General features: G+C 71.9%; 22 protein-coding genes, 1 tRNA gene and 1 other RNA gene. 10 read left to right on the top strand and 14 right to left on the bottom strand.

What is annotated here, in order from left to right; translation table 11 throughout:
• Positions 1-82: 82 nt before the first annotated feature.
• A complete protein-coding gene (locus tag ACSSS0_RS13840; protein ID WP_487228436.1) occupies positions 83-2,857 on the top strand; it encodes an AfsR/SARP family transcriptional regulator in 2,775 nt (924 codons plus the stop codon).
• A 140-nt stretch (positions 2,858-2,997) separates the two neighbouring features.
• On the opposite strand, the gene ACSSS0_RS13845 is transcribed toward ACSSS0_RS13840, so the two are convergent.
• Together ACSSS0_RS13845 and ACSSS0_RS13850 are read right to left on the bottom strand one after the other, a co-directional pair.
• A complete protein-coding gene (locus tag ACSSS0_RS13845; RefSeq protein ID WP_487228437.1) occupies positions 2,998-3,561 on the bottom strand; it encodes a hypothetical protein in 564 nt (187 codons plus the stop codon).
• An 82-nt stretch (positions 3,562-3,643) separates the two neighbouring features.
• A complete protein-coding gene (locus tag ACSSS0_RS13850; RefSeq protein WP_487228438.1) occupies positions 3,644-4,960 on the bottom strand; it encodes a peptidase inhibitor family I36 protein in 1,317 nt (438 codons plus the stop codon).
• Between the two features lie 208 nt (positions 4,961-5,168).
• Between ACSSS0_RS13850 and ACSSS0_RS13855 the strand changes: the two genes are divergently transcribed.
• Together ACSSS0_RS13855 and ACSSS0_RS13860 are read left to right on the top strand one after the other, a co-directional pair.
• Positions 5,169-6,041 carry a peptidase inhibitor family I36 protein gene (locus ACSSS0_RS13855; RefSeq protein WP_487228439.1) on the top strand — a complete coding sequence of 291 codons (873 nt, stop codon included), beginning with the start codon at positions 5,169-5,171 and terminating at the stop codon, positions 6,039-6,041.
• A gap of 154 nt (positions 6,042-6,195) precedes the next feature.
• Entirely contained in the window at positions 6,196-7,032 is an 837-nt protein-coding gene (locus tag ACSSS0_RS13860; RefSeq protein ID WP_487228440.1) for a helix-turn-helix transcriptional regulator, read from the top strand.
• Between the two features lie 61 nt (positions 7,033-7,093).
• On the opposite strand, the gene ACSSS0_RS13865 is transcribed toward ACSSS0_RS13860, so the two are convergent.
• Complete coding sequence (locus ACSSS0_RS13865; RefSeq protein WP_487228441.1) at positions 7,094-8,674, bottom strand: helicase HerA-like domain-containing protein; 1,581 nt, start codon at positions 8,672-8,674, stop codon at positions 7,094-7,096.
• 51 nt (positions 8,675-8,725) lie between these two features.
• On the opposite strand from ACSSS0_RS13865, the gene ACSSS0_RS13870 reads away from it, so the two are divergent.
• Both ACSSS0_RS13870 and ACSSS0_RS13875 read left to right on the top strand, forming a co-directional pair.
• Positions 8,726-9,022, top strand: a complete 297-nt coding sequence (locus ACSSS0_RS13870; RefSeq protein ID WP_020145941.1) for a type II toxin-antitoxin system VapB family antitoxin — start codon at positions 8,726-8,728, stop codon at positions 9,020-9,022.
• 45 nt (positions 9,023-9,067) lie between these two features.
• A complete protein-coding gene (locus tag ACSSS0_RS13875) occupies positions 9,068-9,604 on the top strand; it encodes a LytR C-terminal domain-containing protein (RefSeq protein ID WP_435987350.1) in 537 nt (178 codons plus the stop codon).
• 75 nt (positions 9,605-9,679) lie between these two features.
• On the opposite strand, the gene ACSSS0_RS13880 is transcribed toward ACSSS0_RS13875, so the two are convergent.
• Together ACSSS0_RS13880 and argF are read right to left on the bottom strand one after the other, a co-directional pair.
• Positions 9,680-10,711, bottom strand: a complete 1,032-nt coding sequence (locus ACSSS0_RS13880; RefSeq protein WP_487228442.1) for a metallophosphoesterase — start codon at positions 10,709-10,711, stop codon at positions 9,680-9,682.
• A 94-nt stretch (positions 10,712-10,805) separates the two neighbouring features.
• Positions 10,806-11,813 carry an ornithine carbamoyltransferase gene (gene argF, locus ACSSS0_RS13885; RefSeq protein ID WP_487228443.1) on the bottom strand — a complete coding sequence of 336 codons (1,008 nt, stop codon included), beginning with the start codon at positions 11,811-11,813 and terminating at the stop codon, positions 10,806-10,808.
• 111 nt (positions 11,814-11,924) lie between these two features.
• Here argF and ACSSS0_RS13890 point away from each other — a divergent pair, with 111 nt between their 5' ends.
• On the top strand, positions 11,925-12,956 hold the full coding sequence (locus tag ACSSS0_RS13890) for a hypothetical protein (RefSeq protein WP_487228444.1): 1,032 nt from the start codon (positions 11,925-11,927) through the stop codon (positions 12,954-12,956).
• Between the two features lie 36 nt (positions 12,957-12,992).
• On the opposite strand, the gene ACSSS0_RS13895 is transcribed toward ACSSS0_RS13890, so the two are convergent.
• Positions 12,993-13,844 carry an MBL fold metallo-hydrolase gene (locus ACSSS0_RS13895; protein WP_487228445.1) on the bottom strand — a complete coding sequence of 284 codons (852 nt, stop codon included), beginning with the start codon at positions 13,842-13,844 and terminating at the stop codon, positions 12,993-12,995.
• A 176-nt stretch (positions 13,845-14,020) separates the two neighbouring features.
• Between ACSSS0_RS13895 and ACSSS0_RS13900 the strand changes: the two genes are divergently transcribed.
• Positions 14,021-14,108: transfer RNA gene (locus tag ACSSS0_RS13900), tRNA-Ser, on the top strand.
• Between the two features lie 288 nt (positions 14,109-14,396).
• Here the strand turns inward: ACSSS0_RS13900 and ACSSS0_RS13905 are convergent.
• Entirely contained in the window at positions 14,397-14,870 is a 474-nt protein-coding gene (locus ACSSS0_RS13905) for a hypothetical protein (RefSeq protein WP_487228446.1), read from the bottom strand.
• 111 nt (positions 14,871-14,981) lie between these two features.
• Between ACSSS0_RS13905 and ACSSS0_RS13910 the strand changes: the two genes are divergently transcribed.
• Entirely contained in the window at positions 14,982-16,304 is a 1,323-nt protein-coding gene (locus ACSSS0_RS13910; RefSeq protein ID WP_487228447.1) for an MFS transporter, read from the top strand.
• A 24-nt stretch (positions 16,305-16,328) separates the two neighbouring features.
• Positions 16,329-16,425, top strand: an RNA gene (gene ffs, locus ACSSS0_RS13915) — signal recognition particle sRNA small type.
• A gap of 29 nt (positions 16,426-16,454) precedes the next feature.
• Here the strand turns inward: ffs and ACSSS0_RS13920 are convergent.
• The gene (locus ACSSS0_RS13920) at positions 16,455-17,528 is read right to left on the bottom strand and encodes a substrate-binding domain-containing protein (RefSeq protein WP_487228448.1); all 1,074 of its coding nucleotides are present in this window, start codon (positions 17,526-17,528) and stop codon (positions 16,455-16,457) included.
• A 191-nt stretch (positions 17,529-17,719) separates the two neighbouring features.
• On the opposite strand from ACSSS0_RS13920, the gene ACSSS0_RS13925 reads away from it, so the two are divergent.
• On the top strand, positions 17,720-18,964 hold the full coding sequence (locus ACSSS0_RS13925) for an MFS transporter (RefSeq protein WP_487228449.1): 1,245 nt from the start codon (positions 17,720-17,722) through the stop codon (positions 18,962-18,964).
• Positions 18,965-19,358: 394 nt separating this feature from the next.
• Here ACSSS0_RS13925 and ACSSS0_RS13930 read toward each other — a convergent pair whose 3' ends face one another.
• The 6 genes from ACSSS0_RS13930 to egtB all read right to left on the bottom strand — a co-directional run bounded on the left by ACSSS0_RS13930 (position 19,359) and on the right by egtB (position 25,796).
• Positions 19,359-20,585: a GNAT family N-acetyltransferase gene (locus ACSSS0_RS13930; protein WP_487228450.1), complete on the bottom strand. Its 1,227-nt coding sequence runs from the start codon at positions 20,583-20,585 to the stop codon at positions 19,359-19,361.
• A 49-nt stretch (positions 20,586-20,634) separates the two neighbouring features.
• The gene (locus ACSSS0_RS13935; protein WP_487228451.1) at positions 20,635-22,161 is read right to left on the bottom strand and encodes a hypothetical protein; all 1,527 of its coding nucleotides are present in this window, start codon (positions 22,159-22,161) and stop codon (positions 20,635-20,637) included.
• A 12-nt stretch (positions 22,162-22,173) separates the two neighbouring features.
• Positions 22,174-22,830: an ABC transporter ATP-binding protein gene (locus tag ACSSS0_RS13940; RefSeq protein ID WP_487228452.1), complete on the bottom strand. Its 657-nt coding sequence runs from the start codon at positions 22,828-22,830 to the stop codon at positions 22,174-22,176.
• Between the two features lie 134 nt (positions 22,831-22,964).
• Positions 22,965-23,426, bottom strand: a complete 462-nt coding sequence (locus ACSSS0_RS13945; RefSeq protein ID WP_487228453.1) for a DUF3817 domain-containing protein — start codon at positions 23,424-23,426, stop codon at positions 22,965-22,967.
• A 103-nt stretch (positions 23,427-23,529) separates the two neighbouring features.
• A complete protein-coding gene (gene egtD / locus ACSSS0_RS13950) occupies positions 23,530-24,510 on the bottom strand; it encodes an L-histidine N(alpha)-methyltransferase (protein WP_487228454.1) in 981 nt (326 codons plus the stop codon).
• Complete coding sequence (gene egtB / locus ACSSS0_RS13955; protein WP_487228455.1) at positions 24,507-25,796, bottom strand: ergothioneine biosynthesis protein EgtB; 1,290 nt, start codon at positions 25,794-25,796, stop codon at positions 24,507-24,509. The genes egtD and egtB overlap by 4 nt, the downstream gene beginning before the upstream one ends.
• Between the last annotated feature and the right edge of the window lie 89 nt (positions 25,797-25,885).

Below are 25,885 nucleotides of genomic sequence, written 5' to 3' on the forward strand. Positions count from 1 at the left end.
GACGGCACCGATGCGCATCAGGATTCTCGGACCGCTGGCCGTGTCTGACGGCACCAGCTGGACACCGGTCACGACCGGCCGCATGAGCGCCGTGCTGGAGTGTCTCATCGCTCGCGCGCCGCACGTCGTGACCGTCCCGGGGATCATCGACGAGGTGTGGGGCGAGAGTCCCACGAGCTCGGCACCGACCCAGGTCTACGGCTACGTCCGGGGGCTGCGGACCCGACTCGGCGACACCCACGGTGCCCTCATCCGCACCTGTGGGGACGGCTACCGGCTCGTGACGGGTCCCGGCGACGTCGACGCGGCGCTCTTCGGCGCCCGTGTCGACGAGGGCCTGGCCGCCTTCCGCGCCGGGTCGCACGACGAGGCCGCGGCCGCGCTGGACTCGGCCCTCGCGCTGTGGCGGGGCGAGCCGCTGCCGGGCGCGACCGGCGAGCAGGCGCGGATGCTCGCCGACCGCCTCACCGGTCGCTGGATGACCGCCACGGAATGCCGGCTGCAGATCGAGATCGACGCCGGGCGCCACGAGGCCGTCGTCGAGCACGTCCAGGACCTCGTCGCCCGGCACCCGCTGCGCGAGCACCTCCGGCGTCAGCTGCTCGTCTCCCTCTACCGGAGCGGGCGCCTCGCCGAGGCGCTCCACGAGTACGACAGGCTGCGCCGCACCCTCGCCGAGGAGCTGGGCACCGACCCCAGCGCGGAGACCCAAGCCGTCCACCAGCAGATCCTCGGCGGGACCCTGCCCCCGGGCACGGCTGCCCACCGGGTCGGCCCGCGTGCCACCGCCCGAGCCGAGAGCCCGCTCGAGGACGACCAGAAGGAGCTGCCCATCCGGCAGCTGCCACCGGGGATCCCCGACTTCACCGGACGCGCGCGGGAGGTCGAGGAGATGCTCGACCTCTTCTCCGCGACCGACGTCGACGCGCCCACGGTCGTCGTCGTCCACGGCGCGCCGGGCACGGGAAAGTCGACCCTGGCGCTGCACGTGGCCCGCCGGGTGCGCGAGCGCTTCCCCGACGCGCAGTTCCACCTCGACCTGGCCGGGACCGCGACCCAGCCCCGCGACCCCGCCGAGCTGCTCGCGGCGATGCTGCACGCCCTCGGGCAGCTCGGCCGGCCCCTGCCCGACACCGTGGAGGCGCGCGCGGCGCTCATGCGCTCGCACCTCGGCGAGCGGCGGACCCTCGTCGTGCTCGACGACGCCGCGAGCGCCCAGCAGGTGCAGGCACTCCTGCCGCCGCACGGCCACTCCGCGGTCATCGTCACGAGCCGCCACCTCCTCACCGACCTCCCGGGCGCGCACCACGTCCACCTCGGCCTGCTCGACCCACGGGACGCCGAGGAGATGATGTGCCGGATCGTCGGAGGGGCCCGCACCGCGCTCGAGCCGCACGAGTCCCGCACGATCGTCGAGCTGTGCGGCTACCTGCCCCTGTCGATCCGCATCGCGAGCGGCAAGCTGCTGGGCCGGCCCACCTGGCCGCTCAGGGCCATGCGCCAGCGCCTCGCGGACGAGTCCCGTCGGCTCGCCGAGCTCAGCCTCGGCGACCTCGACGTCCGTGCCAGCGTCGACCTGTCGCTGCGGTCCCTGCCCGACGACGTCGTGCGCGGCCACGACCTGCTCGGCCTGCTCGGCTCCTGCGACCAGCCCGGCTGGGTGCTGAGCGCCCTGCTCGGCCAGCCTGCGCAGGACGACGTCATGGAACGGCTCGTCGACGCGAACCTCGTCCAGCTCGTGTCCTACGACTCGGTCGGGCAGCCCCGCTACCGGATGCACGACCTGCTCCGGTCCTATGCGAAGCAGCGCGCCACGGCTCGCGGCGAGGACGTCTGCCGCGCGGCCGTGCGTCGACTGCTGAGCGGGTGGACCGCCCTCGTCGACGAGGCCCGCAGCGCAAGACCGCCCAGCCTGTTCGACCCCTTCCTCGAGCCGCTGGCCGGGGCAGGCGACGCGTGGCGACTCCCGGTCTCCGAGGCCCGCGGTCTCGTCGAGGACACCCCGGCATGGCTGCTCGCCGAACGGCGTGCCCTCCTCGACGCCCTCGGCCTGGCGCGGGACTGGGGACTGGACGAGGAGTCCCACGACCTCGCCACGTCGCTGAGCCCGCTCTACGACGAGCAGGCCCTCTACGACGACTGGACGGCGTCCCACGAGGTCGCGCTGGCCTGTGAGGGGCACAGCCCCCTCGCCCGAGCCTCCCTGTGGCGCGGCCTGGCCCAGTCGCTGATCTACTCCGACGAGCTGACGCGGGCACGCCAGCACCTCCAGCGGGCCCTCGACCTCTTCCGACAAGAGGGTCACGACCTCGGGGCCGCCCTCACCCTGGCCGGGCTGGCGACCGTGCACCGTCACCAGGGCCGTCTCGACCTCTCGGAGAGCTGTCTCCGGGCAGCCCTGCCTGCCGTCCTCGAGTCGGGTGACGCCCCCAAGGAGGCGCTGCTGCGCGGGTCGCTGGGCCGCATCCTCGTCGCGCAGAACCGGCTCGAGGAGGCACGGCCGTGGTTCGCGGCGGCCCTGCGGCTCGCCCGCGCGATCGGCGACGTCCACCGGGAGGGAGTCGTCCTGCGCGACCTCGGCGAGCTGCACCATCGTCTGGGCCAGACGGGCGAGGCGCTGCGAGACCTCGAGCACGCCCTCGCCACCTTCACCGAGCTGCGGGACGAGCGGTGCATCGCCTACACCCTGCTCCAGCTCGGCCGGATCCATGTCGACCTCCTCGACCGCGACCGCGCCACCACGACCCTGGTCCGCGCGGCGCGCATCTTCCGCCGCAACCACGTCGCGACGAGCGAGCAGCTGTGCCAGGCGTTGCTCCACCAGGCCGCGGACCTGACCACCGTCCCGGTCGCCTGACGGCCGTCCCCGGCACGCGACCGTGCCGTCCTGAGGCTGCCGGATGAGTGAGCCTGCCGGACTGACCCCCGGCGCCGGAGGGTGCGCCGCGTGCGTGTGCCGCACGTGACGCACCCCCGTGGCCGGTGGGTGGGCACCGGTCAGAGGAAGGCGCCGGTGGCTGCGTCGAACCGGTGCGGCCGACCGGCCGCGTCGACGAGACGCAGGACGACGCCGTGGGCCGAGACGATCCGCAGCGGGCCGGTGGCGGGCAGGTCGACCGTGTCGCGCGAGACGACCTGCTGCTGTCCGTCGAACGTGCCCACCAGGACCCTGCCCCGGGTGACGTCCTCGCCCGAGCGCCCGGCCCAGACGGCCAGCGTGCCCGGACCTCCCTGCCCCACCCAGCGGTTCGTGCCGACGAACTCCGAGGCGCGGGCGGGTGCCTCCGGGTCCTCGAAGATGCCCGTCGGCCAGGCAGCCGCACCCTCGGCGCCGTCGTCAGCGGACGGCATACCGGCCGGGGCATCGGCCCGCAGCTCCCCGTCCGCCGCGACCTCCGCCACCGCCGCGACCTCCGCGTGGACCGTCCGGTCGGCGACCGACGCGGAGCGGGCGACCGCGGCCCACCCGCCCACGACGACCAGTCCCAGCGTCACGGCCAGTGCCGCGCCGACGGCCGTGCGCCGCACCGCGACCGGACGGGACGTCGCGGTGCGTCCCACCAGAGGTCCTCTCGTGGCGTCCATCGACGTCCTCGTCCCAGTGCTCGTCACAGGTCTCGTCACAGGTCCCGTCACGGCCCGGTCACTGCCAGTAGATGTTCGTCGGGTTGCCGGGGTTCGTCGCCGTGCGGCTGTCCGAGTCCACCTGGTCGTCGAGCTGGGACCACGACGCGGACGGCGAGTTGTCCGTGCCGGGGCAGCCGCCGGACTGCGCGCACGCACCCGCCTGGGACATCACTCCGGGGAAGGTGAGCTTGAAGCCCTTGTTGACGACGGAGTAGAGCGAGAGGTACTTCCACTGCTTGGCCTGCGTGCCCGTCGGCGTGTAGATCTCCGGGAGCGGCCGGGCGGCGCCCTGGGTGGAGACGTACCAGATCGTGTACGCGTTGAGCCCGGCGTTGCAGCTGCCGTCCGTCGGGATGGACGAGCTCGGGCAGCCGTCGGCGCTGCCGTAGTTCACGAGGGGCCGGGCGCCGGCGACACTGTTGTAGCCGTCGACCCAGCTGCGGGCCTTGGCGTTCGCGGTCGAGTCGGCGCCCCAAGCCTCGAAGTCGTTGGCGCCCCAGACGGTCGCCTGCGGGAAGGCGGCAAGGCCGGCATCGGCGTCGAGCGCAGCCTGCGCCATGACCTTGCCGGCGGCCGACGTGATGGTGCCCGACGAGTTGTTCGTGCCGAGGCCGATCCGCAGCAGTGACGACGTGTCGGCCCCGACGCAGCTGTCGTAGCCCTTGCCCATCGCCACCGCGAGGGCGCCCGCGGAGGCGGGCGTGCGGTCGGTGCCGCTGAAGTAGGACAGGCGCCAGACGCCGTCGGCGTCGTGGTTGAGCCGGCCGAAGTCGAGCACGACGACCCTCGTCTGGGTGCCGGCCTGCGCCTCGTCGGCGTCGCCCATGGCACAGCCCTTGGCGTTGGCCCACGCCGTGTCCTGGTTGGAGACGTAGTAGCTGGGCGCCGACGACGGGACCGGTGTGCCTGAGACGAAGCGGTGTGAGGCGTTCTGGTTCTTCAAGGCCGAGCTGAGGTTGACCTTGGCTCCGGCGGCGATCTCCTGGACAGCGCCGCCGTAGTCGGAGTTGTAGAAGACCTGCACCTTGTCGCTGCTGCGGTTCCACACGGACGCGGCGTTGTTCTTGATGCACTGGCCGTAGCCCGCCAGGCCCGAGGTCTTGAAGTCGTAGCAGCCCGGCTGGTCGGTGCCGTAGTCGGCGACGGACGAGGTGAAGTCGGAGACGGAGCCCGCGTGGTCGCTGTTGTAGTAGTAGCAGAACTCGCCGGTCTCGCAGACGCCGTTGCGGTCGGCGGCGTGCGCGGGGGTGGCGCCGGCGAGCGAGGTCAGTCCGCTGATCGCCAACGCCAAGGCGGCTCCGGCCGAGCCGAGGCGTCCGGGGTGCTGTGGCATGTCTCCTCCGAGCTGTGCAGTGGGGTGCGCGCCCTGGTGGGCCGGCACCCTGACAGCCTCCGGGGCCCGTCTAAGCCCGGCCTACATCGGGCAACCCTGGCCGCCGCGGGACGCGGTGTAGATCGGATGTAGGAGCCCGCTGGACGCTGCTCGTCGTACGTCAGGCATGCGTCAGGGAGATCCTGCGCCATCACAAGGGAAAGAGTGCATGACCACGACAACACGTCCCGCCAGGGCCGCCGGCGCGGTGCTGGCCCTGCTGTGCAGCGTCGTCGCGACGCTGCTCACGGCATCGCCCGCCCAGGCCGCGACCGCCCGCAACGGCGTCTGCGAGTCGGGCGAGTTCTGCTTCTACTACAACAGCGGCAACGTCGGCTCGATCTCCGACCACGCCGCGACCGACCTCGGTGACTACGGTACCGACCCGGCCAGCTGCTACACGTTCCGCACCTCGGGTCGCAACGGCTACGGGCAGTGCATCAAGAACAACGCGGCCTCGGTGTGGAACCGCACCGGCAAGGCCGTCCGGGTCCACTACAACTCCGACTTCGGCGGCACCTACCAGCAGTTCGCCGCCGGCGCCGAGGCCGACCTCAACGCCACGCTGAAGAACAACAACGCGTCCCACGACGTGGAGGCGTTCGTCTCGGCCGAGTCCTGCAAGAACAGCTTCGGCAACCCGCGGTCGTGCTCGGCGGCCGTCACGTGGGCCATCGGCATGGACGGGAAGTACGACTCGGCCCTCAACGACGCCTCGACGTACTCGGGCCTCTGCGACCGGTTCGTCGCCAACGCGTACGGCTGGAGCCACAGCGGGTCGACGACGGCCTACAACCACTGGACCCAGATCCCGTCCACCTACCGCCACGGCGGTGACCGCAGCGTCCCGGCCGGAGGCCTCGCGTTCTTCAGCAACGGCGGAGCCGGCCACGTGATGATCTCCATCGGTGGTGGCTACTTCATGTCCAACGACATCGACGTCAACGGGCGCATCGACAAGACCACCATCGCCACCATCGAGAGCCGATGGGGCCAGAACTACCTCGGCTGGGCGCAGCCGTACTTCATGGCCAACCACTGACCGGACCAGACGTGACCCGTCGGGTCACCGAGGCAGGGGCGTGCCCGGACCGGGCACGCCCCTTCGCCACCCGGCACCCACGTATGCCGTCCGCACCGCTCGCGGCGGACGGCATACGTCATCGGTGGGCCCGGCCACTGGCAGGATGTGCGCCATGACCACGGACGTCCCCCTCAGCGTGCGCACCCCCTCCCCCCTGGGCGAGTTCCTTCGCGCGCGCCGGCACGAGCTGGCCCCGGAGGAGGTCGGCATCAAGCGGGCCAAGGGTCGGCGCCGGGTGGGCCTCAGCCGCACCGAGGTGGCCGAGCTCGCCAACATCTCCGTGGCCTACTACGACATCATCGAGCGCGGCCGCGACCTGCGTCCGAGCAAGAGCGTCATCGACGGCCTCGCCCGCGCCCTCAAGCTCAACGCCGACGGACGCTCCCACCTGCACGCGCTCGCGACGGGCACCCCGTCGCGCCGGCCGCAGGCGCCGGAGGAGCTGACCGAGGAGCTCGAGGAGCTGCTCGACTCGATCGACCCGAACCCGGCCTACGTCGTCGGTGCCCGCTGGGACGTGCTGGGCGCGAACCACACGGCCTGCCAGCTCTTCACGGACTGGGAGAGCAAGCGCAACAAGCGCGAGCGCAACCTGCTGTGGTTCTACTGCTGCGACCCGGCGGCCCGGAGCCTCTTCGTCGACTGGGAGCAGGAGGCGGCCGACCAGCTCGCGCTCTTCCGCGAGGCGTACGCACGGCACCCCGACGACCCGTCGTTCAAGCGGATCCTCGACGAGATCTTCAAGACGAACCCGGACACCGTCGAGTGGTGGGAGCGGCACGACAGCGACCCGACCCGGGGCCGCACCAAGCGGATCCGTCTCGACACCGGTCAGGTCATCCAGCTGCGCCAGCTCGTCCTGCAGGTGCTCGACGAGCCGGACATCCGCATCATCAGCTACTTCGCCGACGTCGACGGTGACCTCGACGACGTCGAGTTCGACGCGTAGGAGCGACAGGGCGCCCCGACCCACGAACGGTCGAGGCGCCCCGGGCTGGGAGCCGGTGGGGTCAGCGTTTGCGCGTGCCGAAGATGCTGCGGGTGATCTCGCGGCCGATGACGGTGCCGGCCGACCGCAGCATCGACTTGAACGCCGAGCTGCCGGCGACCTGCGCGATGAGGCCCGGCTCCTCCTTGGGGGCGCGCTTCGCCGCGGGAGCGGGAGCCGGGGCCGGTGCAGGGGTGGGCGCGGCCGGCGCCGCGGGAGCCGCCTGCAACCTCGCCGTCAGCTTCTCGTAGGCGGACTCGCGGTCGACGACGTCGGCATACTTCGTCTTGAGCTGCGACGCGGCGATGACGGCGTCCATCGTCGCGGGCGACGAGGGGTCCATGAGGGAGTTGGGGGCCTTCATCCGGGTCCACGCGACGGGCGTGGGCACGCCCTTGTCCGACAGCACCGTGACGACGGCCTCGCCGATGCCGAGGCTCGTGAGAAGCTTCTCCATGTCGTACGCCGTGTGCGGGTAGGTGGCGATGGCCTGCTTGAGCGCCTTGGCGTCGTCGGGGGTGAAGGCGCGCAGCGCGTGCTGGACGCGGTTGCCGAGCTGGGCGAGGACGCCCGACGGGACGTCCTTGGGCGACTGCGTGACGAAGAAGACGCCGACGCCCTTGGAGCGGATGAGCCGGACCGTCTGCTCGATGGCCTGCAGGAACGCCTTGCTCGCGTCGTTGAAGAGCAGGTGCGCCTCGTCGAAGAAGAAGACGAGCTTCGGCTTGTCGACGTCGCCCTCCTCCGGAAGGTCGTGGAAGAGGTCGGCGAGCATCCACATGAGGAACGTCGAGAAGAGCTGCGGGCGGTCCTGCACCTGGGGCAGCTCGAGGCAGGAGATGATCCCCTTGCCGTCGGCGGCGGTGCGCAGCAGGTCGCTCGTCTCGAACTCGGGCTCGCCGAAGAAGGCGCCGGCGCCCTGGTCCTCGAAGGTGATGAGGTTGCGCAGGATGACGCCGGCCGTCGCGCTCGAGAGGCCGCCGAGGTCCTTGAGGTCGGCCTTGCCCTCGTCGGACGTCAGGTGGCTGATGACGGCGCGGAGGTCCTTGAGGTCGAGGAGCGCGAGGCCGTTCTTGTCGGCGTAGTGGAAGATCAGCCCGAGGCTGCTCTCCTGGGTGTCGTTGAGGCCGAGGACCTTGCTCAGCAGGGTCGGGCCGAAGCTCGTGATCGTGGCGCGGATCGCGATGCCGTCGCCCTTGCCGCCGAGCGAGTAGAACTCCGTGGGGTATGCCGTCGCCGTCCACGGCATGCCGACGTCGGCCGCGCGGCTGGTGATCTTGTCGCCGCCCTCGCCGGGCGTCGCGAGACCCGAGAGGTCACCCTTCATGTCCGCGAGGAAGACGGGGACGCCCTGGTCGGACAGCTGCTCCGCCATGAGCTGGAGCGTCTTCGTCTTGCCCGTGCCGGTCGCGCCCGCGACGAGCCCGTGACGGTTGAGGACGCTGAGCGGGATCTGCACGGGGGCGTCGGCGTGGGCCTGCCCGCCGACGACCGCGGCGCCGAGCTTGAGCACGCCTCCCTCGAACGCGTAGCCGGCCCGGATCTCGTCGATCTGGCCCGTGTCGCCGGCTCCCTGGGCTCCTGAGGCTGCAGTCTCGGTCACGCTTCGAACTCTAGTGGCCGGTCGTCCACGTTCGACGCCTATGCTGACCCGGTGATTTTCAAGGCCGTCGGCGACTCGCGCCCGTACCCAGACCATGGACTCGAGACGACCAAGGACTGGTCGAACGTCCCGCCTCGGGTGGTGCAGCTCGGCGAGCTCATCACCACCAAGAGCACGCTCGACCTGCGCGGCCTGCTCGCCGACGACTCCACCTTCTACGGTGACCTCTTCCCGCACTGTGTCGAGTGGGAGGGCGAGCTCTACCTCGAGGACGGGCTGCACCGGGCACTGCGCGCCGCGCTGCAGCAGCGTCCTGTCCTTCATGCCCGAGTCCTCGTACTCTCCTGACACAGGGCTGCCCGACCACGCGGGCCGACGGACGAAGGAGCGGTGATGTCGGAGGTCGTTGACGAGGACGACCGCACCTACCGGGTGCGGCGCCAGCGCCGGTCGACGATCGTCATCGCGGTCGTCCTGCTGAGCCTGGCGGGCGCGTTCTACTACGCCTCGACCTACTTCCGCGACACGACCCCGACGCCGGGGCCGTGCACGACGGAGGTGCCGGTCGCCCCGCTGCGTCCGGCCGACGTGAGCCTCAACGTCTACAACTCGACGGCGCGCAAGGGACTGGCCGCGGCGGTCGCCAAGGCTGCGGCCGACCGCGGTTTCTCGGTCAAGGCCGTCGGCAACGACCCGAAGGACGCGGGCGTCAAGCAGGTCGCGCAGATCCGCTTCGGACCCGAGGGTGCGGCCTCGGCCCGCCTCGTCAAGACGCACGTGCCGAAGGCCGTCTACGTCAACGACAAGCGCAAGGGTGACACGGTCGACCTCGTCGTGGGTGCGGCGTGGAAGAGCTTCGGCCCGGTGCCGGTCGTCGCGACGCCCACCCAGACGCTGCGCCAGTGCCCGACGATCACCGTCCAGCAGTGACCCGAGCGTGAGTATGCCGTCCGGCGCGGTCTGCGCCGGACGGCATACTCACGCCGTGGCTGGTGTCCCGCCCGGTCAGGGCGCGTAGGGGATGCGCTGCCAGGACAGCACGTGCTCGGCGCCCGGGCGGTTGACGGTGACCTCGAGGAAGTCCGTGTTGTTGCTCGAGCCGTCGACCGTGACGCGGGTGAGGTTGTCGGCCGAGCCCTCGACGCCGTAGAAGTCGAGCCACCGCGACCCTGACGCGAGCGGTCGGTCGGAGTTGTAGACGTGGCTGTCGCCGTTGAAGAGGTAGACCTCGCCGTCGAAGGCGTCCGACTGGGCGACGAGCTCGCGCACGAGCGGTTGAAAGGCGGAGTTGTCCGACCACGTCACCGCGTACGTCGGGTCGAACATGTCGGCCTGGAGGAAGAGCGCGACGGCCCGGTCGTGGCGCTGGCGGGCTCCGGCGAAGGCCGAGCGGACCTGTGCCACGGCGTTGTCCATGCGCGCCTGCTCCTCGGCGACCTGCTGCGCCGTGGGTGCGGTGAAGCCCAGCTCGGGCCAGGGGAGCAGGCCGTTGTTGCTGCCGACGACGTGCAGGGTCGCGATGTCGACGCCCTGACGCCGGAACGAGACGTTCTCGGGGAAGCCGGCGGCCGCCTGCGACGCGACGGTCAGGTCGGCGCCGAGCGTGTGGCCCGCGCGGGGGAAGAAGGTCGACCGGACGGCGGCGAGGCGCTCGAGGGGGTCGTAGGTGCCGTTGTTGGTGCGGTGGCAGTCGGTCCACTCGTTGTCGCCGGGCGTGTAGACGAGCGGCATGGTGAAGCGGTCGAACTGCGTGCGGACCATCGAGAAGTACTCGTTGGTGCACGCCGACGAGCCGTTCTTGATGTCGCCGACGTGGATGGTGAAGGAGAGGTCGGGGGTCGCGTTGATCTGGTCGACCCACGTCGGGAAGGCCGCGACCTGGGCGTCGCCGTAGGGCACGTCACCGATGACGGCGAAGCGGTAGTGGCCGTCCTTGTCCTGGCCGGGCACGTCCGCGGCGGTGGCGGCCGTGGCAGCGGAAAGGACGACAAGCGCGGCGGCGACGGCCGCGAGGGCTGGGGTGCGAGAGAGGTTCATGACCGAGTTCTCCCGCGCCGCGACCGAACGGCACCACCTCGAACCGGTGAACGTCAGGCGACGGGAGGCTGGGAGGCCGCTGGGACCCTCGCCGTCAGAGCTGCACCAGCGTCGCGACCATGAGGGCCTTGATCGTGTGCATGCGGTTCTCGGCCTGGTCGAAGACGACCGAGGCGTCGGACTCGAAGACGTCGTCGGTGACCTCGAGCTCCTTGAGCCCGAACTGCTCGTGGACGTCCATCCCGACCTGCGTCTCGAGGTCGTGGAAGGCGGGAAGGCAGTGCATGAACTTCACAGCCGGATTCCCTGTCAGCGCAAGGAGCTCCGCGTTGACCTGGTAAGGCGTGAGCATCTCGATGCGGTCGGCCCACACCTCCTTGGGCTCACCCATCGACACCCACACGTCGGTGTGGACGAAGTCGACGCCGCGCACCCCCTCGGCCACGTCCTCGGTGAGGGTGAGCCGCGCACCGGTCTCGGCGGCATACCTCCTCGCGACGGCGATGACGGCGTCGGACGGCCACAGCGACTGCGGCGCCACGATGCGTACGTCCATGCCGAGCAGGGCCCCGGTGACGAGGAGCGAGTTGCCCATGTTGAAGCGGGCGTCCCCGACGTAGGCGTACGCGATCTGCTCGTCGGGCTTGCCCGCGTGCTCGCGCATCGTCAGGGCGTCGCAGAGGGACTGCGTCGGGTGCCAGTCGTCGGTGAGGCCGTTCCACACGGGGACGCCGGCGAAGGCGCCGAGCGTCTCGATGACGTCGTGGCCCGCACCCCGGTACTCGATGCCGTCGTAGAAGCGGCCGAGCACGCGGGCGGTGTCCTTGGCCGACTCCTTGTGGCCCATCTGCGAGCCGATCGGGTCGAGGTAGGTCGTGCTGGCGCCCTGGTCGGCCGCGGCCACCTCGAAGGCGCACCGGGTGCGGGTCGAGGTCTTCGCGAAGAGCAGCGCGATGTTCTTGCCGGTGAGGTGTCGCTCCTCGCGGCCCTCGCGCTTGGCGGCCTTGAGCTCGGCGGCGAGGTCGAGCAGCGCCCGGAACTCGTCGGGCGTCAGGTCGATCTCCTTGAGCAGGTTGCGGCGGTGGAGTGCGGCGAGGGACATGGACGTGATGGTTTCAGGCGTCGTCGGCGCGGGGCAATCCGGTCTCAGGACGTCGGACGGATCATTTGCGAACTCAACCCGGAGGAGGTGAGGGGGTCCTAACGTCGTTGCATGGCGCGAAGGTTCGGGCGACGGCGACAAGTTTTCCTTTTCTTGGCCGCGGTCGGCATCGGTCTCATCGCTCCGGCCGTCATCGACGGAGCGGCCGCTGCCGATGCCCCCACCACGCCGCAGCTGGTCATCTTGGACTCCGACGGGGTCACGTTCAAGGTGAAGAGCTCAGACTTCTTGGAGTACGGCAACCCGGTCGCCACCGCTACCGCTTCCATCGTGCTCAGCAACAGCGGACTAGACGCGCAGCAAGTCCGCGTACGCGCATTCATGCCCGACGGAACAGAGAGACCGGTAGTAACGAACCCTCCGACTCATCGAGTTGTCATGGGGCAGGTCCTCGCGGTGCCGCTCACCATGGAGGTGAGGCCGTCTGATCCTGCGTCAGGGTTGCTCGTGGTTGAGGATGCGGCAACTGCGGATCCGGTGGCCAAGACGACATTCGGCATTCGTCGAAGCGTGGCGCTGTGGGTGCTCTTGAAGCCGATCTGGGGCGGCCTCGCGGCCGCCCTCATCATTTTCGCGTTGTTGTTCGCCGTCTTGCGTGCCCAACACAACGACGTCCGCATGGGAAGGCACCTCAGGGCCGGAAGCGACTGGAAGTTCAACGAGAGCTGGGCGTCCAATATCGGAGCGGCGGGCGCGCTGGTCGCGGCAGTAGCTGGTGCCAGCGGGCAGCTATCTCAGCTCCTGCCACAGTTCCCCGCTGCGCAGCTGGTCGGGGTGAACCTGTTCCTCGGCTTCCTCGTACTGCTGGCGCCCGTCGCCTACCTCACCTTCAAGGACGGGAACGAGGGCACCATCGGTGGCCTCATGCTCGGCGGCCTGCTGTCTCTCTGGGCGGCGCTCGGGCAGATCGTGTCCGTTGTGTTGCTGCTAGGCCGGTCGGGCGTCTCCAGTGGACTCCGACTCGGTCTGGGGGCCATGGCGATTCTCGTGGTCGTGCTCATTGCGGCCTACGTGTGGCGATCGGTTTTTTCACTCGTCGCAGGGGGCACGCATCGGGCGAGTCGGTCCACGGCGATCATGTGAGCGTCAGACGCTTGGGTCCCCGCCCGCAATCCGGTCTCAGGGAGTCGTTCGGCGGCGGCGCAGCCCGAGCCGCCAGCGGACCTGCTCGAGGAGGGCCCGGGCCTGGAGCGGGACGAGGACACGGGGGCCCTCGCCGATGCAGAAGACGACGTCGTCGAAACGGTGGATGCCGGGACGGTGCGCCACGGTGCGGAAGGCGTCGCGCGCGGCGCGCAGCTGCGCGACGGTCATGAAGGGGGACGGTTCGTCGGGCTGGTATCGCGCGCCGAGCGGGTAGTCGCGACCGGGGCTCCGCGTCATCTCGACGTGGCAGCCAAGGACGTGGCCGACGCGGCGGTCCTCGGCGAGGGCGACGAGGCGGTCGAGGGTGTCGAGCAGGGCGGCGGAGTCCTCGACGTAGATGCGGCCGGGGTAGACCGTGTCGCCCGTGTGGAGCAGCCCGGTGGTCGGGTCGTGGAGCGCGATCGAGGCGGCCTGGTGTCCGGGGATGCCGAGGACCTCGAGCGGGCGCCCGCCGAGGTCGAGGGTCACGACCTGGGTCGGCCAGTCGCTGATGCCGAAGAAGCCGCACACGCTCGCGAGGTCGTGGCCGATGACGGTCGTGTGCGGCCGGTCGGCGAAGGCTGCGTCGCCGGCGACGTGGTCGCCGTGGTCGTGCGTGTGGGCGACGACGAGCTCGTACGCGTTCGGCGGGGCCTGCTCCGTCTGCGCGGCCAGGTGGTCCGCGACGAGACCGTCGACGGCGTGGCGCAGGGTCGTCCCGTCGACCGCGCCGGTGTCGAGGAGCAGGGCGCGGCGCTCGCCGAGGAGCAGCAGGATGAACGGGGCCTCGAAGGTGAGGTCCTTGCTCTGCCGGATCAGGACGGTGCCGGGGGCGAGGTGGTGCACCTGGAGCGGGGGGTCGTGCCGCCGTCGCCGGGACGGTGCGCCGTGGATCCAGGCGACGTCGGTGTCGAGCGGGACCGGCGCGGGAGGGCCATGGGGTGATTGTGCTCCGGGGTCGCGCAGGGCGCCGGGGGAGCCCGATTTCTTGTGCGGGGTCCGCCTCCGGTAGCCTGCGCGACGGAGGATTCGCATAGTGGCCTAGTGCGCACGATTGGAAATCGTGTTGGGATAAAACCCTCGGGGGTTCAAATCCCCCATCCTCCGCCACATGACAGCGGCCCCCATCGCGCCCAGCGCGATGGGGGCCGCTGTCATGTGACGGAGTCCTTCGGATTCGGGAGGAGCCGCGGGGCCGCGACCCCGCGAGGAACGAGCGGCCCGCCGGCGCCGCGGCGACGGTTCCCCCGTCCCCGCGGGCGGTGGTGTCCCCGGCCGAGCGGGCACGAAACCAGACCCGAGGGGCAGGAGACCGACCCGACGGGCGGGTCACCCAGCCCGGACGAAGGGCCGAGAGGCCCCGTCAGCGAGCTGCACGCATACGCGAGCCGTGTCGTCTCACTCGTGCCCGATGAGCAGCTCGCCCAGCAGGAAGGCCAGCACGAACGTGCCGCCGAGGAGCGGCAGCATGATCACCGGCAGCGAGCGTTCCCGCGATATGGACACGGCGCTGACGCCGGCGGCCGCGGCGAAGAGGCCGAGGGCGAGGCTGATCTCGGCGAGGGGCGTGAAGATCAGGGCGGCGCCGGCGACGAAGCAGGTCAGTGCGACCCAGCCCGCGGTGCTCGTCGGCAGGACGCTGAGGCGGTCGCCGCGGGCGTGGACGAGGCCGACGACGACCACGACGAGGGCGGCGAAGAGCAGGGCGAAGCCGGCCGTCCAGCAGACGCCCGCGGCGTCCGGGTTCGCGACGACGAACGTGGCCGCCGCGACGAGGAGCCCGCCGATCCCGAGCCCGAGGGCCCACGGGCTCACGGGGCCTCGGGCCGGGTGCGGGGACGAGGTCTGGGGGTGCTGCTGCAGGGTCGACATGGCGACCTCCTTCGGTGCTTCCACGCTCGCCGCGGGCGGGGGTGCGCGCCAGAGTCGAAGGTCCCCGAAAAGCGTGCGACGGCTGTCGGTGGGGCACGGCAGACTGCCCCGGTGAGCTCGACCAGTGCCGCCCGACCGCCGCTGTCCTCGTTCTGGCACGACCTGCCGCGCGAGGGCAAGCTGCTCATCTCGACCGTCGTCTTCCAGTCGATCGGCACGGGTCTCGTCCTGCCGTTCATGGTCGTCTACCTCCACGAGGTGCGCGGCATCCCGCTCGAGACCGTGGGCCTGCTGCTCGCGCTGCAGGCCGGCGTCGGCATCGTGCTCGTCGCTCCGGCGGGCGCGCTCATCGACCGCATCGGTCCGCGGCGCGTCTACGCGAGCAGCCTCGTCGCGCTGCTGCTCGCCGACGTCGTGCTGGCGCTCGCCACGACGACGGGGCAGGCCGCCGTCGCGCTCGTGCTCATGGGCTACGGCTTCGGCATCGTGTGGCCGGCGTCGAGCGCGCTCATCGGCAGTCTCATCCCGAGCGGGCAGCGGCAGCGCTACTTCGGCATCAACTTCACGCTGCTCAACCTCGGCATCGGCATCGGTGGCATCGTCGGTGGGCGCTTCGTCGACGTGTCGCGGCCGGGCACGTTCGTCGCGGTCTACCTGCTCGACGCCCTCAGCTACGTGCCGGGGCTCGTCATCCTCCTCGTCCCGCTGCGCCACGCCCGCGACCGGGTCGCCCGGCCGGCTGACGACGGGTCCGAGGCGGTCTCCTATGTCGCGCTGCTGCGCGACCCCCGGCTGCGGGCCCTGCTGCTCCTCGTCGGGGTCGCCGCGCTCGTCAGCTACCCACAGCTCAACGCCGGTATGCCGGCCTTCGCGCGGGCCGTGGGAGAGGTCTCGACCGAGGGGCTCGGCTACGCGTTCGCGGCCAACACCGTCGTCATCGTGCTGCTCCAGCTCTTCGTGCTCCAACGCATCGAGGGGCGGCGTCGCACGCGGGTCACCGTCGTCATGGCGTTCACGTGGATGGTGGCCTGGACCCTGCTCGGGGCGACGTCGCTCGTGCCGGGCACGGTCACGGCCACGGTGCTGCTGTGCGCGTGCGCCGGGGTCTTCGGTCTCGGCGAGACGATGCTGCAGCCGACGAGCGCCGCCATGGTCAACGACCTCGCCCCGGACCACCTGCGGGGCCGCTACAACGCGCTCAGCTCGCTCATGTTCTCGATCGCCTTCGTCGTCGGACCGGTCGTCGCGAGCTTCCTCATCGGGCGCGACCTGGGCCTCGTCTACATCGGCTTCCTCGTCGGCGGATGCGTCCTGCTCGCCGTCATCTCGCTCGTCGTCGAGCGGCGGCTGCCGCCGCACGTCAACGGTGTCCGCGAGGTCGAGCAGGTGTCGACCGCGAGCCCGGCCACCGCGGGAGGGGCGATTTCCGGCTGACGTCGGGGGCGGCATACACTGGCCGTCGGCACCCCGCGTGGTGGTACCTCTCCGAACTCCCCCAGGGCAGGAATGCAGCAAGGGTAGGAGAGCTCTTCCAGGTACGCGGGGTGTCCCTTTTCCCTCCGCGCCCGTGGCCCTGGTGCTCGGTCAGGCCGGGGGAGCGGTGGTCGTGCCGACCCGCAGGTCGACCGGCTGGGTCACGCTCCGGGGGCGCGTGCCGTCGAGGCGCTTGCGCACGAGCGTGCCGAGGATGCGGCCCTTCTCGCGACCCCGCTGGTCCATCGTCGTGATCCGGTGCGGCAGCCAGGGGAGGTCGACGCCGTCGAAGCCGGTGACGCTGAGGTCGTCGGGCACGCGCAGGCCGAGCTCCTCCGCGGCGACGATGACGCCGGCGGCGATGACGTCGGACTGGGTGACGATCGCGGTGGGTCGCTCGTCCTCGGGCACGTCGAGCAGCGCCCGACCGGCGATCCGGCCGCCCTCGAACGACGAGCCGTCCCCGGTCTGGACCGCGGGGGCGTTCGCCCCGAAGACGTCACGGAAGCCGAGCAGCCGGCCCACGCTCGGGACGTTGGCCTCGCCCGGGCGCACCTCGGAGTCGGGGACCGGTCCGGCCTCGCTCGTCGGGAGCATCGGCATGGCGACGTGGGCGACGCGGCGGTGCCCGAGCGAGCGCACGTGCTCGGCGATGGCCACGCCCGCGGCCCGCTCGTCGACCCGCACCTGGGTGATGCGCCCGTCGCCCGGCACGCCGGTGCTGAACATGGGGATGCCGCGCGCCGCGAGGTGCTCGACGGCCGGGTTCTCGCCCGGCCCGCACAGTGAGAAGACGACGGCGTCGAGCGCGAGCGGTGCGAGCTGTGGGACGACGGACTCGCCTGCGCCCGTGGGCTGCCCGATGAGCAGCATCCCCGTGGGCACGGTCTCGAGCACCTCGGCGAGGCCGTCGAGGACGGCGATGGCGAAGGGGTCGCGGAAGGCCATTCGCAGGCGGCCCTCGACGAGGACGCCGATCGCGCCGGAGCGGCCCTGGCGCAGCGACGAGGCGAGGGGGTTGGGGCCGGTGAAGCCGAGCTCGGCCGCGGCGGCGCGGACGCGGTCGCCCGTGGCCTCCGCGACCGGACCCTTGCCGCTGAAGACGAGGGAGGCCGTCGACACCGACACCCCGGCGCGCTCGGCGACATCGCGCAGCGTCGGGCGGGCTTGACCTCGGGTGACCATGGGAGGCATGCTATCGAAACGTTTCGAGTCGAATCGATTCGAAGGCGAGGCAGGCCCGACCTCACCCCTCGGCCCGCGCCGTGATCCACCGTTGAACCCATCGTCACACCGCCGTCGAGGCGGCCGGCCGCCGGACGGCCTGCCCGCAGCACCACCCCCCGACGGCCGTCGTCCTTGAGAGGCTTGCTGTCATGTCCGCCGTCAGTGCCCCGCCGGCCGCCGTCGTCCGCACGGCCCGAACCGCCGTCTTCACGGCCTTCGCGATCAACGGAGCCGCCTTCGCGGCGTTCGCCTCGCGCGTCCCGGACATCAAGCACGAGCTCGGGCTCTCGGCCGGACAGCTCGGCCTGACGCTGCTCGCCGCGTCGCTCGGCTCCGTCATCGGGCTGCCGCTGTCGGGCTGGATCGTCCATCGCCTCGGCGCCGCCCGCACCGTGCTGGGTGCCGCCGTCGTCCAGAGCGTCGGGCTGCTCGGCGTCGGCCTCGGCGTCGACGTCGCCCACAACCGCGGTGTCGTCATGGCCGGTCTCGTGTTCGTCGGCATCGGCACCGGGGTCTTCGACGTCGCGATGAACCTCGAGGGCGCCGAGGTCGAGCGATTCCTCGGCCGCGCGATCATGCCGCACTTCCACGCGGCCTTCAGCGGTGGCACGGTCGTGAGTGCCCTCGTCGGTGCGGGGCTGTCGTTCCTCCACGTGCCGGTCGCCGTTCACCTCGCCGGCATCGTCGTGCTGCTGCTCGTCGTGACCCCCTGGTTCCTGCGGGCCTTCCTGCCCCGGTCGGTCGAGACGGACGAGTCCGGAGCCGAGGTGCGCTCGGGAGCAGGGATCGGCGCGGCCTGGCGCGAGCCGCGGACGCTGCTCATCGGCGTCGTCGTGCTCGCAGCGGCCTTCACCGAGGGCACCGCGAACGACTGGGTCGCCGTCGCCCTCTCCGACGGCTACGGCCTCGAGCGGTGGGTCGGCGTCGTCGGTTTCGCCGTCTTCCTCACGGCGATGACGGCCGGCCGCCTGCTCGGCACCCGGGTGCTCGACGAGCGGGGGCGCGTCCCGGTGCTCCGGGTCCTCTTCGTCTCCGCCGTCGTCGGCTGCCTCCTCGTCGTGTACGGCGGCCCGGTGCTGGCCTTCGTCGGTGCTGCGATCTGGGGCGTCGGCGCGAGCCTCGGCTTCCCGGTCGGCATGAGCGCCGCGGCGGACGACCCCAAGCGGGCCGCCGCCCGGATGAGCGTCGTCTCGACGATCGGCTACACCGCCTTCCTCGCCGGACCGCCGCTGCTCGGCTTCCTCGGTGACCACGTCGGCGTGCTGCACTCGCTGCTCGTCGTCGGGGCCATGGCGGTCGTCGCCCTGCTCGCCCTCCCCGCCGTCCGCGAGCCCGACCGCGCCGCCACCACCGCCAGCCCCGCCACCACCGCGACCACCTCGACCACCGACTGACCCCGCCCACCGACTGACCCCGCCCACCCGCTCGAGTGAGCGCGCAGCCCCACTCGAGTGGCCGCGCCGTCCCAACCGTCACACGCGCTCGGGACCTCGCGCTCGCTCGACTGGTGCGAAGCGTTCACTCGAGTGGCCGCGTGGTCCCAGAGCTCGCACCCGTCACAGCGACGGGTGTGACGACGGGGCCACTCGACTGTGTCGGGCGCTCGCTCGAGTGAGCGCGCAGCCCCACTCGAGTGGCCGCGCCGTCCCAACCGTCACACGCGCTCGGGACCTCGCGCTCGCTCGACTGGTGCGAAGCGTTCACTCGAGTGGCCGCGTGGTCCCAGAGCTCGCACCCGTCACAGCGACGGGTGTGACGACGGGGCCACTCGACGGGGTGGGCCGGGTGTCAGAAGTACTCGGTGATGAACGGCTGGCCGGCGAAGACGGCGTCGAGTGCGGCGTCGCCGTCGGGGCTGCCCCCGGAGGCGAGGCCGGTCTGGCGCAGGCGGGACACGGACCAGCCGCACCACAGCGCCGCCAGCCCTCGCGCCTCGACCCGCAGCGCGTTCGAGGTGATCCCGTCCGCCACGTGGGTGTCGGCATCACCGCGAACCGGGGCGTCGTCGGTGCGCGTCGCAGCGCCCCGGCCGTCGCGGACCGACAGGCTCCACCGGCCGGCGTTGGCGGGCGCGTCGGGGTCCTCGACGAGGAGGTCGACCTCGACCGAGGTGTGCCGGCCGAACCCCCGCGCCCCGAACGCCGCCTCGAGGTCGACGACCCGGGCCATCCACGGGATCTGCTGGACCTCTACCGCCGGCAGCCCGCCGAGCGCGAGGGTCACGGGATCGCGCGGGTCGAGGAAGGTGTGCACGGTCGGAGCGGCGGACGACCCCGACCCCACGACACCCCACAGCGTCGCCGCGGCCTCGGGCGTCGTCGCGACGAGCTCCTCGACCGTGACTGCCTGCTCGGACAGGTCGTAGACGACGAAGCCGCCGTCGACGACGTACGCGATGAGCTCGTCGCGCTCGAGCATCCCCGTGAGCGCCTCCACCGACCGCACCATCGGTCCGCTGACCCCGTGCCGGGCGCTCGACGCGCGGGCGAGGTCGTGCATCTGCTGTGCGTCGCCCGGCACCGCGGGGCGCAGGCCGGTCGTCGCAGCCCGCACGGCACGCGAGGGGCCGAGCTCGCGGAGGTGGTGGGCGGCATACGTCATCCGCGTCTGCACGCCCCCGATCTCGTAGCCCGAGCGGCGGTAGAGGGTCGCGGTGGTCGGGAAGAGGCACGAGACGACGTCGCCCAGCTCGCCCATCCGCGCGATGAGCGCGCGGGTCAGGGTCGTGGCGACGCCACGGCCACGGGCGCTCGGCTCGACGTAGACGCCGGCCACGCCGCCCATCTGCAGGTGCCGCCCACCCCACGCCTGCTCGTAGGGTCGGATGCGGCCGGCGCCGAGGACCGTGTCGGACTCGTCGACGACCGCGATCATCCGGCCACCGAGGGTCTCGGCGGACACGCGCTGCCACCACGCGTCGCCGCCCATGCCGAGCGGACCGAACGACCGGTTGCGGATGGCCAGGACGGCGGGGAGGTCGGGGTCGACGACGTCACGCGTGCGCAGCTCGCTCATGGCCCCGAACCTAACGAGTGGTCGCCGTCGACGGCGAACGGGTTGTCGCTCAGGCCCGGTGCAGGTAGGTCAGGCGCCGGACCTTCGAGACCGCCCACGCGAGCACGGCGTAGACGAGCCAGCTCACGACCGAGAGCCACGTGTAGTTCGCGGCCTTGGTGAGCACCGCGACGAGCGAGCCGAGCACGACGACGGAGAGGGCCGGCACGGCATACCAGGCGACCACCATCTGGGGACGCAACATGAAGGTGGGGGCGCCGCGGAACGCCGCCAGCACGTTGCCCGCGACGACGAGCACGAGGACGAGCCACAGCGACAGCGGCGCGCCCACCGGCAGCGACCCGAAGGCCCCGGCGACGCCCACCCAGCCGCCGAGCACGAGGACCGTCAGCGCGGTCGGGACGGTCACGTGCGCCACGGCCTCGGTCAGCTCGCCGGTGCCGAGGAGGGATGGGGTGCCGGCGTTGTCGGCCTGCAGCCGCAGGCCCTCGGCCCAGGACCCGAAGCCGAGGTAGAGCGGTAGCAGGCCGATCGTCGCCGCGATGCTCGGGGCCGCGGGCTGCGTGAACGCCCACGTGACGACCGCGCCGCCGAGCAGCGTGAGGCCCAGGCCGGAGAGGAACGCCCCGGGGGTGCGCCGCAGGCCGAGGACGTCGCGGCGCACGAGCACCCCGAACGGGCGGCCGGGACGGAGGCGGGCCGACCTGCCGTGCCGGACCGGTCGGGTCAGGGCGAGCCGTGCCGTGCGGAGGTTGCCCGTCAGGGCGGACCCGGCCATCGTCGAGGTGTTGGCGGAGTGGGCCCGTAGCGACTCGGCGTGCAGCTCGCGGAGGGCGTCGGGCACCCGCCAGAGCAGGCTGAGGCCGCGGCCCGGGCCCGGCCAGGAGCGCACCTGCGACCAGAGCCAGAGCCGCGTGGCGAGGACGCCGAGCGCTGTGCCGACGAGCGTCGTGACGATGAGCGTCCCGACCCCGGCGAGGTGGGCGAAGGCGAGGCCGGCCCCGATGGTGAGGCCGCTGAGCGCGCCGACGAACACACCGCCGACCGCGGCGTAGCGCCACCACCGTCGTAGTGCGAGGGCGCGGTCGACGGGCACCGGGAGCACGAGGTCGATCCACGGCATCGGCGGCACGACCGCTCCGCGGAAGCGGCCGGCGAAGACGACGGCACCGAGCAGTGCCGCGATGGACGCGACGAGCAGCGCGATCGCCACCGGGGAGCGCAGCTGGTCACCGAGGGAGGTCGCGTCCGACGTGCGGAAGACCGCCTGGACGATCGGCAATCCGTAGACGAGCGCCCCGAGGAAGAGGACGTAGCCGGCATAGAGCCCCTGCTGGCGGGCCTTGCGCGCGGCCTCGCCGCCGATGACCCAGTCGGCCTGGCCGAGGAGGTCGTGGTCGTCGTAGTCGACCTCGGCCGGTCCCGGCACGTCGTGCGTCGCGTCGTGTCCAATCCGGTCGTATGCCGTCGGGTCGGGTGCCGGGGAGGCCGTCGAGTCACTGGTCGGCTCGGGCACGGGCGGAGCCGTGGGTTCGGGTGCGGGCTCGACGCGGGCGGGCCGCTTGCGCTTGCTCATCGTCGGTCCGCGTCAGCGCGCCGGCACGATGTCGACGACGCGGGTCGCCAGGCTGGCCGTCAGCTCCGGGTCGTGGCAGGCCATGACGACCGTGCCGCCGGACTCGGTGCGCTCACGGATCAGCTCGGCGACGACCTGGCGCTTGCCGGTGTCCAGCCGCTGCTCGGGCTCGTCGAGGAGCACGACACTGGCCGGCCGCGAGAAGGTCAGTGCGAGCCGGAAGAGCTGCTCCTGACCGGACGACAGCTCGTGCGGGAAGCGGTCGTCGAGGTGGGCGATGCCGAGCCGGTCGAGCAGGGCGAGGCTGCGGTCGTCCGACGTGGCGGGGTCGCCGCCCCACGTCGAGTCGATGAGGACGAGGTGGTCGACGAGCGTCAGGTCGCGGTAGGTCGTCGGGGCGCCGAGCAGGGCCGCGACGGCGGCACGCACCGCCCGGTCGCGCTCGTCCGCCTCGCGTCCGCCGATCGTCGCGGTGCCCGTGCTGGGCGCGAGCAGGCCGCCGATGATGCGCAGCAGGGTCGTCTTGCCGGAGCCGTTGGGTCCCCGCAGGACGATGCACTCGCCCGGATCGGCGCTGACGTCGGTGGGCAGCAGCAGAGTCGTCTCGTCGATCGTCTTGCCGACGCCCTCCGCACGGACCTCGCCGGCCAGCACTGCGACCACACCCATCTGTGCCCATCCCTTCGTCGACCCTGCCGAGCTGTCGGAAGCCACCGTATGCCGCCCGGCTGCGAATCCCGTGATCGGGAGAACCGGCCCACCCGACGGACCCACGAGGTCGAGTGGGCACCTCGTCGCGAGGGTCAGCCCTGTGAGCCGACGGGCGGGCCGACGGCGAGCGCGACGCCGGTCAGGGCGAGCACCGCGACGACGCCGACGCCGACGGCGACCATCGGCCGGGCGAGCAGGGCGGCGACGACGCGCTCGGCCGGGGTGGTCGGGGTGTCGCCGCCACGGCCGAGGCGCCAGCCACCGTCGAGGAGGCCGCGCCGCTCGAGGCGCCGCTCCCACCAGACGGTGAGGAAGGGCGGGACGGCGCTGAGCAGGCCGAGCAGACCGTCGCGGGCGGTCCAGCGCTGGTTGACCCAGAGCAGGACGGTGACGAGGCAGAAGGCGATGAAGACGACGCCGTGCACGAGTCCGAAGACCTTCACGCCGAGCTCGGTCGTGCGGGTGACGTACTTGAGCGCCATCCCGATCAGGAGGAGGGCCCACGTCACGACCTCCGCGAGGGCGATCCGGCGGTAGAGGGTGCGAGGGGTCATGCGGAGATCTCCTACGTCGTGTCGTACTGGAGCGCCCAGTGTGCCAAACGACGGGAGGGCCCCCTCCGCGACCCCGCCGCCGACCGACTGCGGACCCACTCGTTCAGTCGTCGCGGCGAGCCAGGGTCAGGGCGAAGTCGCCGTCGTCGTCGGTCCACGTGCGCTCGACCGTGAAGCCGGCGGCGCCCAGCTCGTCGCGCAGGCTCTCCCGGCGGAACTTCGTCGAGATCTCGACGCGGATCTCCTCGCCGTGCGCCAGGTCGAACGTCAGGTCGGCGCCCGGGATGGTGACCCGCTGGGGCATGTCGGCACGCAGCCGGAGGTCCATCCGCTCCTGCCGGGGGTCCCAGAACGGGACGTAGGAGAAGGCGTCGATGTCGAAGTCGGCGCCGAGCTCGCGGTTGAGCACCCGGAGGCAGTTCGTCACGAAGCTCGCCGTGACGCCCCGGCTGTCGTCGTAGGCCGAGATGAGCCGGTCGGTGCTCTTGACGAGGTCGGTGCCGAGCAGGAACCAGTCGCCGGGCTCGAGGCTGTCGTGGAGGGCACCGAGGAAGGCGGCCCGCTCCTCGACGTAGAAGTTGCCGATGGTCCCGCCGAGGAAGGCGACGAGCCGCCGCCCGCCCCGTGGCAGGTGCCCGAGGTGCAGCGTGAAGTCGCCGACGAGGGCCTCGACGCGCAGCGACGGGTAGCGCTCGGACAGCATGGTCGCCGCGTCGCGCAGGGTCTGCTCGGACACGTCGACCGGGACGAAGCGCTCGAGGCTCCCGGTCGTCGTGAAGGCGTCGAGCAGGGTGCGCGTCTTGTCGCTCGTGCCGCTGCCGAGCTCGACGACGGTCGTCGCGTCGCACGCGGCCACGATGTCGGCGGCGTGGTCGCGCAGGATCGCCCGCTCGCGCTCGGTGGGGTAGTACTCCGGCAGCCGGGTGATCTCGTCGAAGAGGTCGGAGCCGACGTCGTCGTAGAGCCACTTCGGTGGCAGGGTGCGCGGCTGCGAGCCGAGCCCACGGCGTACGTCGTCGACGAGCGCGCCGGACGCCCAGTCGGGGTCGAGCGCGACGGTGACGACCGGCTCACGCGCGCTCATCGGCGCTCACCCCCGTCGGCGAGGCGGACCCCGGACAGAGCCCACCGCGAGCCCGGTGGGAAGAAGTTGCGGTAGGTGGCGCGGGCGTGACCGGGAGGGGTCAGGGCGCAGCCGCCGCGGAGAACCATCTGGCCCGACATGAACTTGCCGTTGTACTCGCCGATGGCGCCGGCCGGCGGGTGGTAGCCCGGGTAGGCGAGGTAGGCCGAGGTCGTCCACTCCCAGCAGTCGCCGTAGACCTGGCGCAGGTGCCCGGTGCTCGGACCGGCCGCGCGCGGGTGGAACGTCTCGGTGTCGGCGAGGTTGCCGCCGATCGCGGTCGCGTCCGCCTGGCCGTCGGCGACGACGGCGTGCTCCCACTCGCCTTCGGTGGGCAGCCGCTTGCCGGCCCACGTGGCGTACGCGTCGGCCTCGTAGTGGCTGACGTGGCTCACCGGGAGGCCCGGGTCGACGGGGCGGGTGCCGCTGAGGGTGTGCTCGAACCACGCGCCGTCGACCTCGGTCCAGTAGAACGGCGCGCGCCAGCCCTCGGCGCGCACCTTTCCCCAGCCGTCGGAGAGCCAGAGCTCGTGGCGCTCGTAGCCGCCGTCGGCCATGAACTCGAGCCACTCGCCGTTGGTGACGAGGCGGTCGGCGAGGCGGTAGGGCTCGAGCCACTGCTGGTGCAGCGGCAGCTCGTTGTCGAAGCTGAACCCGCCGCCTCGGTGACCCACCTCGACGAGGCCGCCCTCGACGTCGACCCAGCCCAACGGGTCGGGAGCCGACGGCGCGAGGGGGCTGCCGGCATACGTCGGCTTGAGAGGGTTGACCGAGAGGACGTGCTTGATGTCCATGAGGAGCAGCTCCTGGTGCTGCTGCTCGTGGTGGAAGCCGAGCTCGATCGTCGACGTGAGCTTCTCGAGCGAGCCGCCGTCGAGGGTCGTGACGAGGTCGCGCATGCGCGCGTCGACGTCGGCGCGGTAGAGCCCGACGTCGTGGGCGCCCGGGCGGGTGATGAACCCACGCTCGGCGCGGGCGTAGCGCGGCCCCACACCCTCGTAGTAGCTGTTGAAGAGGAACCAGTACTGGTCCTGGTAGGGCTTGAACGACGGCTCGTGGTCGGCGAGCACGAACGTCTCGAAGAACCACGTCACGTGCGCACGGTGCCACTTCGTCGGCGACACGTCGGGCATCGACTGGACGGTCTGGTCCTCGGGGGACAGCGGGGACGCGAGCGTCTCGGTGTGCGCTCGCACCTCGTCGTAGCGGGCGACGATCGTGTCGGCGTCCCAGGTCGGGTCGGGCATGGGTGACCTCCTCCGTCCGGCCCGTGGCGCCCCGTGCGCCGTGACCGGTGAATCGACCCTAGGCATACCCGGTGACACCCGCTCGTCCG

The sequence above is a fragment of the Terrabacter sp. R4-6 genome (assembly GCF_057529065.1).